The sequence below is a fragment of the Psychrobacter sp. KH172YL61 genome, assembly GCF_007182895.1.
Classification (GTDB): domain Bacteria; phylum Pseudomonadota; class Gammaproteobacteria; order Pseudomonadales; family Moraxellaceae; genus Psychrobacter; species Psychrobacter pacificensis.
This window is the reverse complement of sequence record NZ_AP019516.1, coordinates 1,070,568-1,087,364: the sequence shown is the minus strand read 5'-3', so window position 1 is coordinate 1,087,364 and position 16,797 is coordinate 1,070,568. Positions and strand designations below refer to the sequence as shown.

At 43.3% G+C, this 16,797-nt stretch carries 7 protein-coding genes and 10 pseudogenes; 14 read left to right on the top strand and 3 right to left on the bottom strand.

Annotated elements, in window-relative coordinates; all coding sequences use genetic code 11:
- Positions 1-18: 18 nt before the first annotated feature.
- Positions 19-1,252: pseudogene (locus PKHYL_RS05730) on the bottom strand (lipoprotein-releasing ABC transporter permease subunit).
- A gap of 449 nt (positions 1,253-1,701) precedes the next feature.
- On the opposite strand from PKHYL_RS05730, the pseudogene PKHYL_RS05725 reads away from it, so the two are divergent.
- Positions 1,702-2,672 (top strand): annotated as a pseudogene (locus tag PKHYL_RS05725) (hypothetical protein).
- A gap of 137 nt (positions 2,673-2,809) precedes the next feature.
- Here the strand turns inward: PKHYL_RS05725 and PKHYL_RS05720 are convergent.
- A pseudogene (locus PKHYL_RS05720) lies at positions 2,810-3,153 on the bottom strand (SCP-2 sterol transfer family protein).
- Between the two features lie 899 nt (positions 3,154-4,052).
- On the opposite strand from PKHYL_RS05720, the pseudogene ccoN reads away from it, so the two are divergent.
- The 6 genes and pseudogenes from ccoN to PKHYL_RS05680 all read left to right on the top strand — a co-directional run bounded on the left by ccoN (position 4,053) and on the right by PKHYL_RS05680 (position 10,105).
- A pseudogene (ccoN, locus tag PKHYL_RS05715) lies at positions 4,053-5,535 on the top strand (cytochrome-c oxidase, cbb3-type subunit I).
- 9 nt (positions 5,536-5,544) lie between these two features.
- Positions 5,545-6,183 carry a cytochrome-c oxidase, cbb3-type subunit II gene (ccoO, locus tag PKHYL_RS05710; protein WP_071001898.1) on the top strand — a complete coding sequence of 213 codons (639 nt, stop codon included), beginning with the start codon at positions 5,545-5,547 and terminating at the stop codon, positions 6,181-6,183.
- On the top strand, positions 6,183-6,362 hold the full coding sequence (locus tag PKHYL_RS05705; protein WP_058024764.1) for a CcoQ/FixQ family Cbb3-type cytochrome c oxidase assembly chaperone: 180 nt from the start codon (positions 6,183-6,185) through the stop codon (positions 6,360-6,362). Before ccoO ends, PKHYL_RS05705 begins: the two co-directional genes overlap by 1 nt.
- Positions 6,310-7,506: pseudogene (ccoP, locus tag PKHYL_RS05700) on the top strand (cytochrome-c oxidase, cbb3-type subunit III). The gene PKHYL_RS05705 and the pseudogene ccoP overlap by 53 nt, the downstream one beginning before the upstream one ends.
- 416 nt (positions 7,507-7,922) lie before the next feature.
- Positions 7,923-9,329, top strand: a pseudogene (gene ccoG / locus PKHYL_RS18040) (cytochrome c oxidase accessory protein CcoG).
- Positions 9,330-9,522: 193 nt separating this feature from the next.
- Positions 9,523-10,105, top strand: a pseudogene (locus PKHYL_RS05680) (FixH family protein).
- A 104-nt stretch (positions 10,106-10,209) separates the two neighbouring features.
- Here PKHYL_RS05680 and ttcA read toward each other — a convergent pair.
- Positions 10,210-11,352 (bottom strand): annotated as a pseudogene (gene ttcA, locus PKHYL_RS05675) (tRNA 2-thiocytidine(32) synthetase TtcA).
- A gap of 313 nt (positions 11,353-11,665) precedes the next feature.
- Between ttcA and queC the strand changes: the two are divergent.
- From queC to PKHYL_RS05640, 7 genes and pseudogenes are all read left to right on the top strand, one after another.
- Positions 11,666-12,413: pseudogene (gene queC, locus PKHYL_RS05670) on the top strand (7-cyano-7-deazaguanine synthase QueC).
- 276 nt (positions 12,414-12,689) lie between these two features.
- On the top strand, positions 12,690-12,989 hold the full coding sequence (locus tag PKHYL_RS05665; protein WP_240366189.1) for a hypothetical protein: 300 nt from the start codon (positions 12,690-12,692) through the stop codon (positions 12,987-12,989).
- A 215-nt stretch (positions 12,990-13,204) separates the two neighbouring features.
- Entirely contained in the window at positions 13,205-13,702 is a 498-nt protein-coding gene (locus tag PKHYL_RS05660) for a peroxiredoxin (protein WP_071001904.1), read from the top strand.
- A 160-nt stretch (positions 13,703-13,862) separates the two neighbouring features.
- Complete coding sequence (locus tag PKHYL_RS05655) at positions 13,863-14,216, top strand: FAD-dependent oxidoreductase (RefSeq protein WP_332835963.1); 354 nt, start codon at positions 13,863-13,865, stop codon at positions 14,214-14,216.
- Entirely contained in the window at positions 14,167-14,835 is a 669-nt protein-coding gene (locus PKHYL_RS05650; RefSeq protein ID WP_332835962.1) for an FAD-dependent oxidoreductase, read from the top strand. Before PKHYL_RS05655 ends, PKHYL_RS05650 begins: the two co-directional genes overlap by 50 nt.
- On the top strand, positions 14,808-15,311 hold the full coding sequence (locus PKHYL_RS05645; RefSeq protein ID WP_240366188.1) for a hypothetical protein: 504 nt from the start codon (positions 14,808-14,810) through the stop codon (positions 15,309-15,311). The genes PKHYL_RS05650 and PKHYL_RS05645 overlap by 28 nt, the downstream gene beginning before the upstream one ends.
- Positions 15,312-15,458: 147 nt before the next feature.
- A pseudogene (locus tag PKHYL_RS05640) lies at positions 15,459-16,644 on the top strand (mechanosensitive ion channel family protein).
- Positions 16,645-16,797 lie beyond the last annotated feature (153 nt).

Here is a 16,797-nt window from a genome sequence, read left to right as displayed (position 1 = left end):
TTTATTTATGCGATTGAATTACTCATAACGTAGTGTCTGGGCAGGCTGAATTTTAGCCGCTCGGCGTGCTGGATAAATCGTTGCCAAAAGCTCAATATAAATGAGGCACCTGTAATGAATACCACGTCAAGTAAACGCAACTCTGACGGCAAATAATTCACAAAATAAGCATCAAACAGATTCAAATTAAAGACTTGATTAATAAAGCCTAAAATATCACTGACGGTGAGTGCGAATATCACACCCAATATCGTACCAGCAACGGTACCGATCACACCGATGACCACGCCTTGTACCATAAAGACTTGGGTAATCAAACGAGGAGACGCACCAAAGGTTTTTAGAATGGCAATATCTGCTTTTTTGTCAGTGACGAGCATCACAAGACTTGAGACAATGTTGAAAGCGGCAACTAAGATGATTAAAAATAGTAGCAAACCAACCATGGCTTTTTCCATCTGAATTGCACCAAATAGATTGCCGTGCGTCTGCGTCCAATCATTGGGGAACAACTGCTGAGGAGAAATAGCAGCGGCTTTTTCTGCGGCAATCGGCGCAGTAAAGATATCATTGAGCTTCATACGCACGCCTTGCGCCCCTTCTGGCAGACGCAGCAGTTTTGCTGCATCACCCATCGGGATGAACGCCATCAGACTGTCTACCTCTGGGCTGATGGTAAAAATACCTGTCAAAGTAAAGCGCTTAAACCGCGGTATCACACCGGCTGGCGATGGCGATGCTTCTGGCAGCACCAAAGTCACTTTGTCCCCTATCTGCAAGCCCAAAGACTGCACCATCTCTTCACCCAATACAATGCTAAAGTCACCACTTTGCAAGGTATCAATACTGCCCTCGACCATATGATCATTAATGATAGAGACGTTTTTTCGTATTCAGGCTCGACGCCAGTCACCATAATCCCGGCGACCTGACCGTTTGATGTCAGCATCCCTTGCAATTGGATAAAGGGGGCGACATCTGATACTTCTGGATCTTCTTTAATCTTATCAGCGAGCTGCTCCCAATCACCAATAATCTCAGTTGAGACCACGGTGGCTTGCGGCACCATGCCCAAAATACGGGTTTTTAATTCTCGATCAAAACCATTCATGACCGATAGCACCGTAATCAATACGGCAACCCCAAGCGTCAGACCAATCATTGAAATCAGGGATATAAAGGAGATAAAGCCATTACTACGCTCTGCTCGGGTATATCGTAAGCCGATAAATAACGCTAAAGGACGAAACATATTCAAACTCTTTATCTTATCTACGTGCGACTTTATATAGGTTGCATCACGAGCAGTAGTAAATGCATCATACAGCTGCTACTACTCACATATAAATCAAACACAAAACAGGGAGATCAGACGAGCCGAGGACAGCCGTCAAAGGGAGCTAGTTTGACACAATTTAGCCAATATGTGCCAGTCATTAGCCGATACTAAGAGTATTTTTTACCAAAAAACTGGGTTTTGTTATTATTTTTTATAGAGGCCTTGCTATTAGATATGTCAATACCTATATATTATATGCTAAAGACAATTGTCATTAACCCTCATTGTGGTTTGTTCACACTTTGCTGGTAATGTCGCTGACATCATAAACCAGTTATTTGAAATACTGAATGGTACGTAAGTAACCGTCGCACTACAGTATTAGACACAAACCCCACGCTGACTTAATTTTGAGTATTTTCATGACCATAAATTATCAATATAAAAACATTCAAACTCCTACCAAGATCACACTGACCGATGAACAGTCTGCAGGTCATGGCGATCATTGGCGTATTTTGACCGATGATATGAGCAATGATGTGCCAGAGTGGCTACAAAAATGATCGAAGTGGCGGCAATGCCTAAAGGTCTGAACAACAACGTCAGTGCAAAAGACAGCTGTTTGTTGTTATCAGAAGACAAGCCCTGCCATATCAATCAAGTACTTGCAATGAAAGACGGTAAGCCTGAGCGCTTCATCAATGCTTATCCTTGTGTTGATAGTCCTTATGGGCTTGACTGTAAAATCGAGCGCGTCATTGTCAATGACAACTTACACGATGCGGTATTACGCTTACGCACGGCTGATGGCAGCATTATTTATGCGTTTGATCAGCTCTATACCACCAACCGTCACTTGTATCAGCGCGATACGTCTTATTTCGTTAACTTTAGCGCATGGGCGCACGAGATTAAGCTCAGTGAGCAAAACGAAGTCATCATGGTAGAAGACCAAGAATCTATCCGCTATCACCGTGCGTTTAACGATATCGTCGCGGCTAATGACGGAAAAATTCCAGACGATCTGCAAGCGCAAATCAGTGAATGGAAACCTGAAACCGAAGAACAAATGGCACCGGTCGAAATCAACTTAGGACACATGTGTGCTTATTTATTTGGCGATACTTTAGGGCAAGAAGATGAGGCTTGGTGTCAAGGTCAAGTGCTTGGCAAACAAGAAACGATATTTAACGATAAATCTGTCATTTTGTTTGATGTAGTGACATTACGTGAGCAGGATGCAGATCCCTTTGTCGTACGTATTGGTGCGCTTAATACGCCAGAGACCGCCAGCATTAAAGTGCATGACTATGTACAAGCCAATGTCTGGTTGCAGGCAGCGATATATAAAGAGAATCAGCAAGCGTCGGCGCAGTCTAAAGCCAGCTAGTTACTGAATATAACAGCCTATTGTATTACGTGTTATGCCTAGTTTTTTACACAATAAAAAGCCCCTAAATAGGGGCTTTTGTATATCTGAGTGAATTGTATATCAATGGCTTGAGTACAAACCATTCAATATAAGATCTACGCCATCGTCGTCATTGATTTGATACGCTTATACAACTCTTTTGCTCAGCGCTTGGACGAGCAGTCTGTACTGCCATCAATTGTGACATATCCCCTTCAACGCGAATTTTACCGCTCATAAAAGCACCCATAATTTGATTGGTGTCAAAATCAGTGATGATAGACTGTAGAATGCTACGATCTAATAATAAAGTCGTCGTGCCGTTACTATTTAGACCACGATGTAATAAACCATCGGCAAAGTTGGCTTCGATATCTTTGTCAGTATCAGACACTTTTAGGTTAACAATCATATTAGCAAGTGCTGGTGGCAAGTTTAACTCACCCGCCTCACTGCCCATTTTCTCCACTTGCTCAAACCATTCATCTGTCAAAAAACTGCCATATTATTATCCTTAACGGGTGTTTTGTTGGGTTAACGCTGCTATTTTACGCATTAACCTGACTAGCAAATTATTAAAATGCCTGTTATTAATAGCCCACAAGTATACGGGCATTAAATATGTTCAGGCTCATTATAAGGGGCGACTTGATGAGAAGTAAAACCTATTTGTGCCGCTAGTGGTACGATTGTTACAAAATTCCTTTCGAATATCACAATTATATTTAGCAACGTTTGTCTTAGTTTGATGCAAACACGCATCTAGAATAGTGACAAAATTGGGTATAAAATAAGCAAGTAGCGCAATAATAATAAGTTGCTCGCTATCATTTATACCAAAGAGTTTGTATTTTGCCGCATAGTTCTGATGATATTTAATTAGGATTGCGTTACAATACCCTTAAACAGAGTCGGGAGTTTTAACCAAACATTACATAAACATGTTTTTGTCAGCCGCCGCTAGCATACATCTATGGTCAGTGCGTTTTTATAGCCCTATAGATATGGGTATCTATCTTCATTAGTACAGATTTTTTCGTAATAATTAAGATATATATTTAGCCTCATAAGATGTTTGATGCTCAAAAACGGCGCGTCTTTTTATTTATCTTGATGATGTATTAACAATCCTACTATCGATTGGCTGTAAACAAGGTGCACGAAGCGCCTCATTTTATCCATCAGTATCAACTGACATAAAAATCAAAGCCTAAATTGATAGTTAATAAGATTATGGTGATAAAAGGTCAAAAAACATTATGTACCGTAGCTATTGTAGGTTTATAAGTTTTTATAATATCTATAATGCGGACTGTTGGTTAATTCTGTTGATAATTCGGGCTGTAAAGGAATCATCCAATGAGTTTACAAAACACAGCAGTCGCCCCAGTTGACCGTGAGTATGAAATTACTATCGTAAGATTTTTTTACGATCATGGCTGTCGTTTGGGGCATCGTCGGCATGAGTCTTGGTGTGTTCATTGCTTCACAGTTAGCATGGCCATCACTAAACTTTGACATTCCATGGCTGACCTTTAGTCATTTAAGACCACTGCACACCAATGCGGTGATTTTTGCGTTCGGTGGCTGTGCCTTGTTCGCAACGTCTTACTATATCGTTCAGCGTACCTGCAAGACGCGCTTATTTGCGCCATATTTGGCTTGGTTTACCTTTTGGGGTTGGCAAGCAGTGATTGTTTCTGCTGTTATTACCCTTCCTCTAGGTTTGACGTCAAGTAAAGAGTACGCTGAGCTTGAGTGGCCTATCGATATCTTAATTGCTTTGGTATGGATCTCTTATGCCATCGTATTTTTTGGTACACTCATCAAACGCAAAACCTCACATATTTATGTGGCTAACTGGTTCTTTGCCGCCTTCATTATTACGATTGCACTACTACACATCGTAAACAGCATGGCTATTCCTGTTAGTGCGTTCAAATCTTACTCGCTATTTGGCGGTGCAACTGATGCCATGGTCCAGTGGTGGTACGGGCATAACGCGGTAGGTTTTTACTTAACGGCAGCTTTCCTTGGCATGATGTATTACTTCGTTCCAGTACAGATTGGTCGTCCTATCTACTCTTATCGCTTGTCTATCGTTCACTTTTGGGCATTGATTGCTTCCTATATGTGGGCTGGTGGTCACCATTTGCATTATTCAGCGCTTCCTGATTGGACGCAGTCATTGGCAATGGTATTCTCCATCATTCTATTTGCACCCTCTTGGGGTGGTATGATTAACGGTGTACTCACGCTATCAGGTAGTTGGGATAAGCTACGTACCGATCCGATCATTCGCTTTATGATTGTGGCGTTGTCGTTCTACGCGATGTCGACGTTCGAAGGCCCAATGATGTCAATCAAGACAGTAAATGCTTTATCGCATAACACTGACTGGACAGTTGGTCACGTACACTCAGGCGCACTTGGCTGGGTTGGTATGATTACGATTGGTTCGCTATATGTGCTGTTACCACGTGTCTATAACAAACCCAAAATGTACTCTATCAGCTTAATCACCACGCATTTTTGGCTGGCGACTGCAGGAACGATTTTCTATATCGTGTCTATGTGGATCTCAGGTATCGGCCAAGGCATGATGTGGCTTGCTACTAACCCAGACGGTACTTTGGTATATAGCTTCGTTGATACTGTTGAATTCTCGCATTTCCCATATATTGGCCGAGCTTTTGGTGGCTTCTTATATGTATCGGGTATGTTTGTTATGGCTTATAACTGCTATAAAACACTCAAAATGCCAGAAGGTAAGCCTGTAGATGTCGCTGATCCAACGGATCATGAACCTAGTGTCGAAAAACCTTCGACAGCTAACGTATAAGGAGCGATCATGGCTGGTACACCGCATGAAATTATTGAAAAAAATACAGGCTTGTTAGTCATTGGCATCGTCATTGCTATCAGTTTTGCAACGCTAGTTGAAATCGTGCCTTTGATTTATAACAACGACAGTCCTGAAGAAGGCGGTTTGAACAAGCCCCTTCCCGCTATGGAGCCTTGGACTGCGCTTGAATTTGAAGGTCGTGATATTTATATCCGTGAAGGATGTCACGTTTGTCATACGCAAATGGTTCGCCCACTACGTGCAGAAGTTGAACGTTATGGACCATACTCACGTGCCGCTGAGTCTACGTGGGATCACCCGTTTTTATGGGGATCGAAACGTACTGGACCAGACTTAGCACGTGTTGGTGGCCGTTATTCTGAAGATTGGCAAAAGCAGCATCTAATCAATCCACGTTCGCTAGTGCCTGAGTCAGTCATGCCAGGTTTCCCGTGGTTGGCCGAGAACGAAGTCGATGGTGAGAACATTCAAGCTAAAATGCGTCTATTCCGTGATCGCTTCGGTGTGCCTTATACTGAAGAAGATATCGAAGGTGCTCCAGATGCCGTACTTGGCGCCACTGAGCTTGATGCTTTGGTTGCCTATCTACAGCAGTTAGGTACCGCAATGGAAGGACAGCGCTAATGGGTATTGGTGAATTACAAACAATTGCGACCGTTTCTGCCTTTATTGCCTTCGTAGGCGTTGCATGGTGGGCGTATTCGCCAAAAAACAAAAAACGCTTCGAAGAAGATGCACAACTTGCGCTTGATGACGAGGATATTAGATCTCTGTCTGAAGAGCAGCGCAATAAGGATAAATGATGACATTTTTTGGAGTTCTTGGATTACGCTAATCAGTTTTGGTTGTTGGGCGTTCATTCTTGGCGTTCTGCTGTTTGTATTAAAATACAAGCCAGAGGTTGAAGAAGACGGTACCACTGGTCATGAATACGATGGTATCCGAGAATACGATAAACCACTTCCCTAAATGGTGGTTAGTGATATTTTTGGCTCAATCGTCTGGGGCGTGGTTTACTGGGTGTTTTTCCCAGCCATGCTTCCGGGAAACTGGAACGGTCTTGCAACCATAAAAGTCGATGGTGAAGATGTACCATGGACTTCTAAAAACGAGCTGTTCAGTGAGCTTGAGAGCAACAACAAAGTATTTACAGATAACTTTGAAAAGAATATCTTGGTTAAAGCAGATGCAGCAGGCGCAACCGCGACACTAGCGACGCTAAACGAGCTACAAGCGACCATGCGTCGCAGTGACAATCCACCAGCGGATCTACAGGCACAAATCGATGAGAAGGTCACAGAACTTGCGCCTTATGTCGAAAAACTGTCTGAAAATCCAAATGCTTTAAAAGTTGGTAGCCGTTTGTTCTTACAGAACTGTGCAGTATGTCATGGCTCGAATGCTAAGGGTGCCCCAGGCTATCCTAATTTGACTGACAATGATTGGTTGTATGGTGGTAAAGCCGGTAACATCTTGACCACGCTACACAATGGTCGTGTTGGTGGTATGGCAGCATGGCGTGATCAGCTTGGTGAAGACGGCATACGTGCGGTCGCTGAATATGTCTTATCACTATCAGGCAACCAAAATGACTATGATCTTGATCAAACGAAAGTTGCTCAAGGTAAAGTTATTTTTCATGAGCCGACCAACTGCGTTCTTTGTCATGGACCAGATGGTAAAGGTATGATTTCAGCTGGCGCACCGAATTTGACGGATAATATCTGGTTATATGGTGGTGATCGCGAGACCATTCGTGAAACGCTACGTTATGGCCGCGCAGGTGTAATGCCTCAGTGGGAAACGAAGCTAGGTAATGAGCGTATCATGCTACTTGCCGCTTACGTCTACTCACTATCGGACAAAACTGGCAAAGCACCTGAAACTGCGATGGCAAATACTGCAGCGACTCAGCCAGTAGCGACCAAAGAAGCTACTGCTAACTAAGACACTATTGCCGTACTGTACATGGATGAGATTTAATAAAGGGAGGACTGTCAGTACAGTTCTCCTTTTTCGTTTATTTTTGCAGAATTTACCTAATAGTCGCTATCACAGATACTTCTCAGTAGACATTATTATGATCTATAGTGATTGCTTTTTACGATTATTACCCCATTGTTAGTATGGAGAATGTTAGAATAGCTGTTTTCCAATGGCTAACGAGCCAGACTGATGATGTCTTAGCTCGATCTAATTACCCACTTATAATCAATTATTTAGTAAGTGTACTAGAGGACTTTTATTCAAGTCGCTATCCATTATTTACTGACATTGATAACATCATACATTCATATACTTCACGACGAGAGGTATTTGTTCATCATGCCAGCAGACTGATTCTTTTTTAAAGAGGCACGTTTATGTCAGCACAGCAATCATCCAATAAAATTCCCGTACGACAAGTCGATCTTGATGCCACCAAGCATCGGGTACATCCGAGGTTTGTGACAGGGTTTTATCAAAATATTCGTGTCATCACGATGTATGCCCTTTGGCCGCTTTTTTAATTTTACCGTGGCTGCGTTATAATGGCAGACAAGCAATATGGTTTGATGTTCCCTCACAGCATTACTATATTTTTGGTTTGACTTTTTGACTCAAGATTTTTATTTTATTGCCGCATTTGCCATTATTGCAGCGTTTACTTTGTTTATGGTGACTGTATATGCTGGCCGCGTTTGGTGTGGTTATGCTTGTCCACAAACCATCTGGACGCATCTCTACCAGTACGTTGAAAAATGGGTCATTGGTGATCGCAATAAGCGCATGAAGTTTGATAAATCGCCTATGAGCGCGAGTAAAGTGTTCAAGCGAACGGTAGTCTATGCGATTTGGTTTGTACTTTCTGTGATTACAGCAGCAACCTTTGTCAGTTATGTGGCAGGTACAGATTCGCTTTATCATAGCTGGCAGACCGTGGGACTGATTCCTTTTCCTGACTGGCCAACATGGGTATGGATATCGATGTTTATCTTTACCTTTGCCACTTATGCCAATGCAGGTTATATGCGTGAGCAGATGTGTACAGATTTGTCCTTATGGCCGCTTCCAAAGTGTGATGTTTGATAAAGATACGCTGATTGTCTCTTACGACTATGAGCGTGGTGAGCCACGCGGCGCGCGTAAAAAAGGCACACACCCTGAAGAGCTGGGTGACTGTATCGAATGTACCATGTGTGCAGGTCTGCCCCACTGGTATCGATATTCGTGATGGCTTGCAAGTTGCCTGTATTCAGTGCGCCGCCTGTATTGATGCCTGCAACGAAATCATGGACAAAGTCGGCTATCCACGCGGGCTGATTCGTTATACAACCGAGCGTCAGCTGGTCGAAAAAGAACCGAGCCGTGTATTTCGTCCACGATTATTTGCTTATTTGGCGCTATTGGCAGTGCTATGTGGCGGGGTTATCTATGCGTTGACAGACCGCGTGCCGCTAGAGATTGATATCCGCCGTGATCGTAACCAGTTATCATCTATCAATACCCAAGGCATGATTGAGAACAGCTATATCGTCAAGCTAACCAACAAAACCCAAGAGCCACACAATTATAAAATAACGCTCGCACCGCAAGAGGGTCTGAGTTTAGAGCTGCGCTTCAACGATGTACCCTTAGAAGCAGGCGAAAGCTTCGATATGCCTGTCAGTATTTACGGTGACCCTGATGTGATTGAATTTGGTCAAACGCCAGTGACGTTAAATGTGACCAGTGAAGACGGTAAGTACAAAGTCAGTAAGCAAAACGTCTTTACGACTCAAGGTCAGTAATTCATCACTGAACTGATTATTTAGTTTCCTTTATGTCATTCGGTAGTCAGCGACTTTGAGAGTCAAAGGCTATCGGGTGAATGATTTATGGTTAAACTGGCAGCAGGTAGCCGTCAAATTGTCCGTTGATACCATTTGTCGATATCTGATAAGCAGATCTTTGATAAATAAGTATCTGATAAATAGGTATTTTATGTCTAATCCAGCACCGAATTTTAAACATCAAGATACTCAGCCATGGTACAAGAATTACATGGTTATGATTTTTGTGATTGGCATGCCAGCTGCGGTCGTGATCGCTTGTATCTGGTTTGTCTACTACTCTTACCAGATCCGCGACAGCGTGGTACGTGACGACTGGTATATGGATGGCAAGACGCTCTATCACGACGTATCACGTGACAAGCTTGCTTATGACTTGGACTTGCATGGCAAAATGCAATTTGCGGATAATGGCGATGTTGTGTTTTATCTCAATTATCCTGAGCAAAGTGTGCAGTCAGGCAAGCTATTGAACGGCCAGCCACTTACTTATCCCGATACGCTTAATCTTTCAATCTCGCATGCCACCGATATCAAAAAAGACCGTGACGTCGTGCTAAAGCATGTTGAAGGCAATAAATACAGCGCCCAAGTAAATCTTGATTCGGTAAAAGCCAAATATTACCTGCAAGTGAATAACGATGGCAAGGGACGATTGGCGTATGCAAGATGTCGCCAAGCTTCCGCGCTCAGAGGTTAGCTTTAAACCTTTACCTGTCTTTGCTAAAAGTTAATATTATTAAGCTATGCCCTAATATCTACATTTAAAAAACCAGCCTTTTCTTTATGAATGGCTGGTTTTTTATGGGTTACTCGATCAGTATTCGCTCATGAGATGCTAAATAAGTGGGTTAATTGTTGGAATTTTCTGAGGTGTAGTTCTACTTGTTACAGCATTGTCTGATTCTGTTGCATACGGCTTATCGCTAGCAAACTTAGGATTGAACGTTTGCGTCTTTGGTGATACCGGCAAACCAATCTCAGCCAGACTGTCGGTCTGCCCTGATTGAATATTATCCCCTTCAAACAAACGCTCGTCGTTATCACGATCAAGACTGAGTGTCTCAAAGTCAAACAACTCACGATCCGCTAACTGTGATGGCGCTACGTTTTGCATTGCCTTAAAGATAGACGCCAAACGCTGCGGATGAGCGTCATCCCATTCGCGTAGCATGTCATTGATAATGGCACGTTGTAGATTGGTCTGGCTGCCACACAGATTACAAGGAATAATCGGGAATTCTTTTAATTTGGCATACTCGATGATGTCTTTTTCTTCGACATACGCCAATGGACGAATCAGCAGGTTTTGCTTGTCATCACTCAGCAGTTTAGGCGGCATTGATTTGAGCGCGCCGCCATGAAATAAATTCAAGAAGAAAGTCGCCAGCATGTCATCGCGATGATGACCCAAGGCGATTTTGGTCGCACCAATCTGCTTAGCAAAACCATACAACGAACCACGGCGCAGACGTGAACACGCTGAGCAATAGGTCTTGCCTTCTGGCACCACACTTTTGACAATACTATACGTGTCTTTTTCCAAGATATAATGGGCAATGCCCTGCTCGTTTAGATAAGCAGGCAGAATATCTTCAGGATAGCCGGGCTGCTTTTGGTCAAGATTGACTGCGACGATATCGAAATGAATGGGGGCGATACGTTTTAGTAGGGAGCAAAATATCCAGCAAGGTATAGCTGTCTTTACCGCCCGAGACACAGACCATCACCACATCACCGTCTTCAATCATATTAAAATCACGAATGGCCCAAGAGACTTGGCGACGAAGCTTCTTTGTAGCTTACGAAAAGCCGCAGATTCAGTAGGCGATTGTGAGTCAGTAGACTGTTCATCAACGATATCTTCATTGCTACCCTCTTCAGCATCAGCCTCTAAAACATAACGATTAAAGTCTGATTCATTAGATATATCGTCAGAGTGAGAAGGGATGTTTGGCGTAAATAAGGTTGCTGCGGTCATAAGTTACTCAATATCTTTATAAGGATGATTTTACTATAAAGTAGTTTGCGATAAAGCAAGATCAATGAGGTAGGGTTATCGATGCTTTAAAAGCGGCAATTATAACAAATATTGCTAACAGATTGAAAAGATGACAGTAATACGCACTTTATTTTTATTGCAATACTGCTTAGCATGGCTTTGTCACTTTAGTGATACGTGATTGGTCGCTTCGTGGTTCTGTAATAGCCGTATTTTTGCTAAAATAGCCGTTTTCGTAAACCAATAATAGATAACACTATGACTAACGTTACTTTGCAGAATCCCTCAATGAATCAAGCGTCCAACAGCAACGATACTCCCTCACAAAAACCAAAATGCCGTGGTGCTTTTATCAGGTGGTCTCGATTCGGTGACGTGTTTGTATTGGGCAAAGGCGCGCTATGCCTCGGTGACAGCGGTTAGCTTTGACTATGGGCAACGTCATAATAGTGAGCTTGTTGCAGCAAAGACTATCGCTGAGACAGCAGGCGTCAACCACAGAATTATCGACATTGATATCGCCCAGCTTGGTGGCTCATCACTCACCGATCACAGCATGATTGTACCAGACGGCGATACCGACAAATTCCCCTAGCAAGAAGCACGATGAGATCGATAACGATGCCATTCCGAATACTTATGTGCCTGCGCGCAATACGATCTTTTTGTCTTATGCGCTAGCCGTCGCTGAAGTGACTGATGCCAATCATATCGTCATTGGGGTCAGCTCAGTCGATTACTCTGGCTATCCCGATTGCCGTCCAGAGTATATCGAAGCATTTGAGCACATGGCCAATCTGGCGACAAAAGCGGGCGTTACCGGTCATCGCTTGTCTATCCAAACCCCACTACAAAAGCTGTCCAAAGCTCAAACTATTGAGCTTGGTCTATCATTGGGCGTTGATTATGGACAAACGATTTCTTGTTATCGTGCCGATGCAAACGGACTTGCTTGCGGCGTTTGTGATAGCTGTGCGCTACGTCGCCAAGGCTTTGCTCAAGCTGGCGTCACTGACCCTACTCATTACCAAGCTGGATAGAGATACTGACTTTTTTATCAAACAGCGGCATCAATCAACATTAGCGAAACATTCGCTTGCATTAACACAGCACGTCGACATTGTATTTTAATCAATATACTTGCTATGGTATGGACAATCATTTTTGCCAATTGAATAGATTACATGTGATATAGGTTACATGAGATATCACCAATGATTCAGTCACTCACATATCAGTGATCCAGCTGTCTGTTGATTATAAAATCACATTGAATACCATAGTCAAAAATTGACACTACCTGTAAGAGGATATTTATGAAGTTATTGCCATTACTCCCCCTAGCCTTAGCGGCCGCGTTCGCAATGCCGCAGGCGAATGCTACTGATATTAAGCAAAGTAATATCAACTCATGCGTCGATGGCGCAGTTAAATATAAAGTCGCTAGTAAAAGTGATGCGACAAAGTTATGTAAGTGCACTATCGGTGTGCGTAGCAACATGACGATTGGTCAGATGTGGGAGATCGAAAGCTACGCAAAAGACAAAAAGACCCCTTCAAGCTTGCCTTATGTCAAAACCATGCAAAAGACCTGCAGCAGTGCACAGTCGGCTTAGACTTGAAGCAGCCGCAAAAGCCTGCTTAATTACTATTCGTTTGATATACAAAAGACTGGCCATTGCCAGTCTTTTTTGTTACCAATGGATAAGCAAAGTGTAAAACTGATTATTTATTGCTACCAATCTGCCTATAATAAGAAGACGATAAATAAAACCCTATCTAAACCATCAAAAAACCAATATACATAACCAAAATCAATAAGGATTTTACCATGGCAAAACCAACAACAGAAACGATCAACCTACCCGACTTTCCAGTGACCATCGTACGCAAACTTGCCGGAAACTTTATCCATGCTGAGATTAGTCTCAAAGAGATGGTTGCCAATACCGACAAAGGTCTTATTCTCTATTTTTATCCTAAAGACAATACACCAGGCTGTACCACACAAGCGACGGAGTTCACGGCGCATATCCACGACTTTGACGACTTAGGCTATGACATCGTTGGCGTCTCTCGTGACAGCGTTGAGTCACATGAGAAGTTCATCGATAAATACGACTTACAGATCCCACTTGTCAGTGACACTGATGAAAAACTATGCCAGTATTTTGAAGTCATTAAAGAGAAAAACATGTACGGCAATATTACTTTGGGACTGGTGAGATCAGCATTTGTATTTGATAAAGAAGGCAAGCTGACCCACGCACAGCGTAACCTACGTGCCAAAGATTACACCAGTCGTCTACTCAGCATATTGGCACCATAACCTGATCGTTATAACAGAGTACATTTTTGCCGCAAAAACGATAAAACGCGCGAATATAAGGCTCTGAGTCACCGGTCAACACATACGCTTATAATCCCTTCTTACTAGAGAATCATATGAATAAACAGTCTGGTACTACTACTGATAAGGCACCGCAAAAATCACGCGCAACGTCTCTGTTGCCGTTATCGGTGCAGGCACGGCTGGTCAAAATGCCTTTCGCCAAGCAAGTAAAACTAAAGACGATGTCGTCATTATCAACGAAGGGTTTTGGACCACTACCTGTGTCGCTGTCGGCTGTATGCCTAGCAAACTGCTGATTGCAGCCGCTGATCGTGCACATGATACCAATCATTCGGCTGAGTTTGGGGTTCATGCAACTGCGCAAATAGATGGCAAGCAAGTGATGCAGCGCGTGCGTGATGAGCGCAGTCATTTTGCAAGCTACATAAAAAAACAAGTAGATAGCTGGCCTGATCACAAAAAAAATCGATGGGCGTGCTCATATCAATGAGCAAGGGTTAATCGAGGTTAATGATGAGCTCATTGCCGCAGAGCAAATCATTGTGGCAACTGGCAGCTCACCTTTTATACCTGACGGTTGGGCTGACAAACTGGGTGACACGATGCTCACCTCTGATAACGTGTTTGAGCTTACAGACTTACCCAACTCTATGGCCGTCGTCGGTGCTGGCGCCATTGGTCTAGAACTTGCACAAGCATTTACGCGCTTGGGCGTAGAGGTTACGCTACTCAACCGAGTCAAACAAGTTGCTGGTCTCAAGGATAATGACATCAACCAAAAAGCCATCGAGTGCTTAAGTCATGAGCTTACCATGCACTTGGGAAGCAAGATTACTGATGTGGGTCAAAAAGTAAATAAAGACACTCAAACTGCGTTTATTGAATATGAAGACAGTGCTGGTGAGTCAAGACAATGGCAAGGCGACTGTGTCTTGGTCGCGACTGGTCGCCGCAACAACATCAAGCAGTTGGGTGTCGAACACTTAGGCGTTGAGCTTGATGACAAAAACCGCCCGAAAAACTTGAGTAAAAAAAACAGGGCAAATTGGCGATTCAGATATCTATATCGTTGGAGACGCCAATGCTCACATTCCCTCTACTGCATGTAGCGAGTGATGAGGGCTATAGTGCTGGCAACATGGTCTGTGAAAATACCGAAGATGCTTATATTCGCCCGCCCGCCACCCCATTTTCTATCGTATTTTGTTCACCGCAAATCGTCAATGTCGGAATGTCTCTACCCGAGATTCAAGAAGACCCTGAGCTGGAATTTGTGATTGGTCGCGTCAGTTTTGACAACCAAGGGCGCAGCCGTGTGATGGGCGTTAATTGTGGTCTGCTACATATCTATGCCTGCAAAAAAACCGACAGAATATTAGGCGCGAGCATGGTGGGCCCTGATGCTGAGTATATCGGTCATATATTAGCCACAGCGATTACCAATGACTTGAGCATTAAAGAGATGCTTGACACGCCTTTTTATCATCCTACGATATTAGAAGGACTGCGTACAGCACTCCGTGATGTGCAGGACAAAATGGAGATACCCTATCAATCTCAAGACGCGCAAGAAGACAATTTTTAATTTACAGTTAGGCCTTGCTCTAAAAAATAGAGTTAGGCTTAGTCATCACTCATGCTATATTTGATTGACTAGACAACTTGAGGTGACGCTTAACCAGACACCTTATTTATCAAACCTTGTATAAACACACCCTGCATGGACGAAAAAATGCCAATCGCTAGTGTTACCGACTTTTTTAAAGAAATCATTCGTGACCTGCATACTAGCCTCTACCTTGCGCTTGGCGGCTCTATCGATGAAGAGACACTCAACTGGTCTTCTCAAGCAGTAGAGCTTGCTAGCACTGGCATAAAGATCCTAATACTGCTTGCGGTATTGGGATTTTTTTATTGGTTGGCCAATTATATTCTTAGACAAAGTAAAACTAAGATTCGCTTAAACGATCGCCGTACCAAGATTGCCCGCTCAACGCTACGTTACGTTTGGATTGTCGCCAGTCTGATAGCGATCATGAGTCAAATAAATTTTGAACCAGAAACCATCAAGGCGACAGCAAAAGCAAGTACGTGGGCTGGTATCTACTACGTACTGTGGGCGTCGTCTGGTCAGATTATTCATAAAGTCCTACAGCATTATGGACTCAATGCCTCGATAGAGCAGCTGCTCAAAAATATCTTGTCGGTGCTCCTATTGGTACTTGGGCTTGCCAGCGTGATGGCACAATTTGGTTTTGATATCGTATCGTTAGTTGCAGGTTTGGGTATTGTCGGCTTAGCTGTCGGTTTCGCTGCTCAATCGACGCTTGCCAACTTTATCGCCGGTATCACTATTTTGCTGGAGCAGTCGTTTCAAGTTGGGGACTGGATTCATATCAATGATAATGAGGGACGCGTGGTGCTTATTGCCTTGCGCACTACCCATATCCCTAACTCGAGACAATATTACTGTTATTATTCCAAACTCTAATGTCGCCTCCTCAGAAGTGATTAACTTAACCTCCAAAAACTTTATACGTTTTGATATTCGCGTGCGTATTGCCTTCGAAAATGATATTGAGCTTGCACGCAAAGAGATTTTGCAAGTACTCAGCAATACCGATGCAGTACTCAATCGTCCTGAGACCTCAGCGACCGTGGCCGAAATCGGAGAGTATGGCGTATTTTTTATCGTGCGTTTTTGGGTCAAGCCAGCAGCCGTGGCACGTATACCCAAAATCAAAGAAGTGCTACAAGAAGAGATAAAAATTGCCTTTGATGCGGCCAATATCTCAACGCCTTATCCACATATGCGCCTGCTCATGCCAAAAGACGTCGACTACCCTATCGCGACTAAACCTTTTGCAACCACCACTCAAGTTGTATCAGGAAAGGGATCATTGGCAAAGAATGAGTAGCTGACTTATGTTCATGTATTTAGTAGACTTCTTGCATAAGTCATCGTCAGCCCTTGTAACTCCGTCAGTGGAAGTCAATGAACTGGTACTTTTGCAAGAGATCTAGTTATCGCACCTTAAACCTATCGCACCTTAAACATAGCCACTTTGAAC

Excerpts from the sequence above, each read along its gene's own strand:
- ccoO (WP_071001898.1), top strand. The coding sequence starts at position 5,545 with ATGGCTGGTACACCGCATGAAATTATTGAAAAAAATACAGGCTTGTTA.
- PKHYL_RS05705 (WP_058024764.1), top strand. The coding sequence starts at position 6,183 with ATGGGTATTGGTGAATTACAAACAATTGCGACCGTTTCTGCCTTTATT.
- PKHYL_RS05665 (WP_240366189.1), top strand. The coding sequence starts at position 12,690 with ATGAAGTTATTGCCATTACTCCCCCTAGCCTTAGCGGCCGCGTTCGCA.
- PKHYL_RS05660 (WP_071001904.1), top strand. The coding sequence starts at position 13,205 with ATGGCAAAACCAACAACAGAAACGATCAACCTACCCGACTTTCCAGTG.
- PKHYL_RS05645 (WP_240366188.1), top strand. The coding sequence starts at position 14,808 with ATGCTCACATTCCCTCTACTGCATGTAGCGAGTGATGAGGGCTATAGT.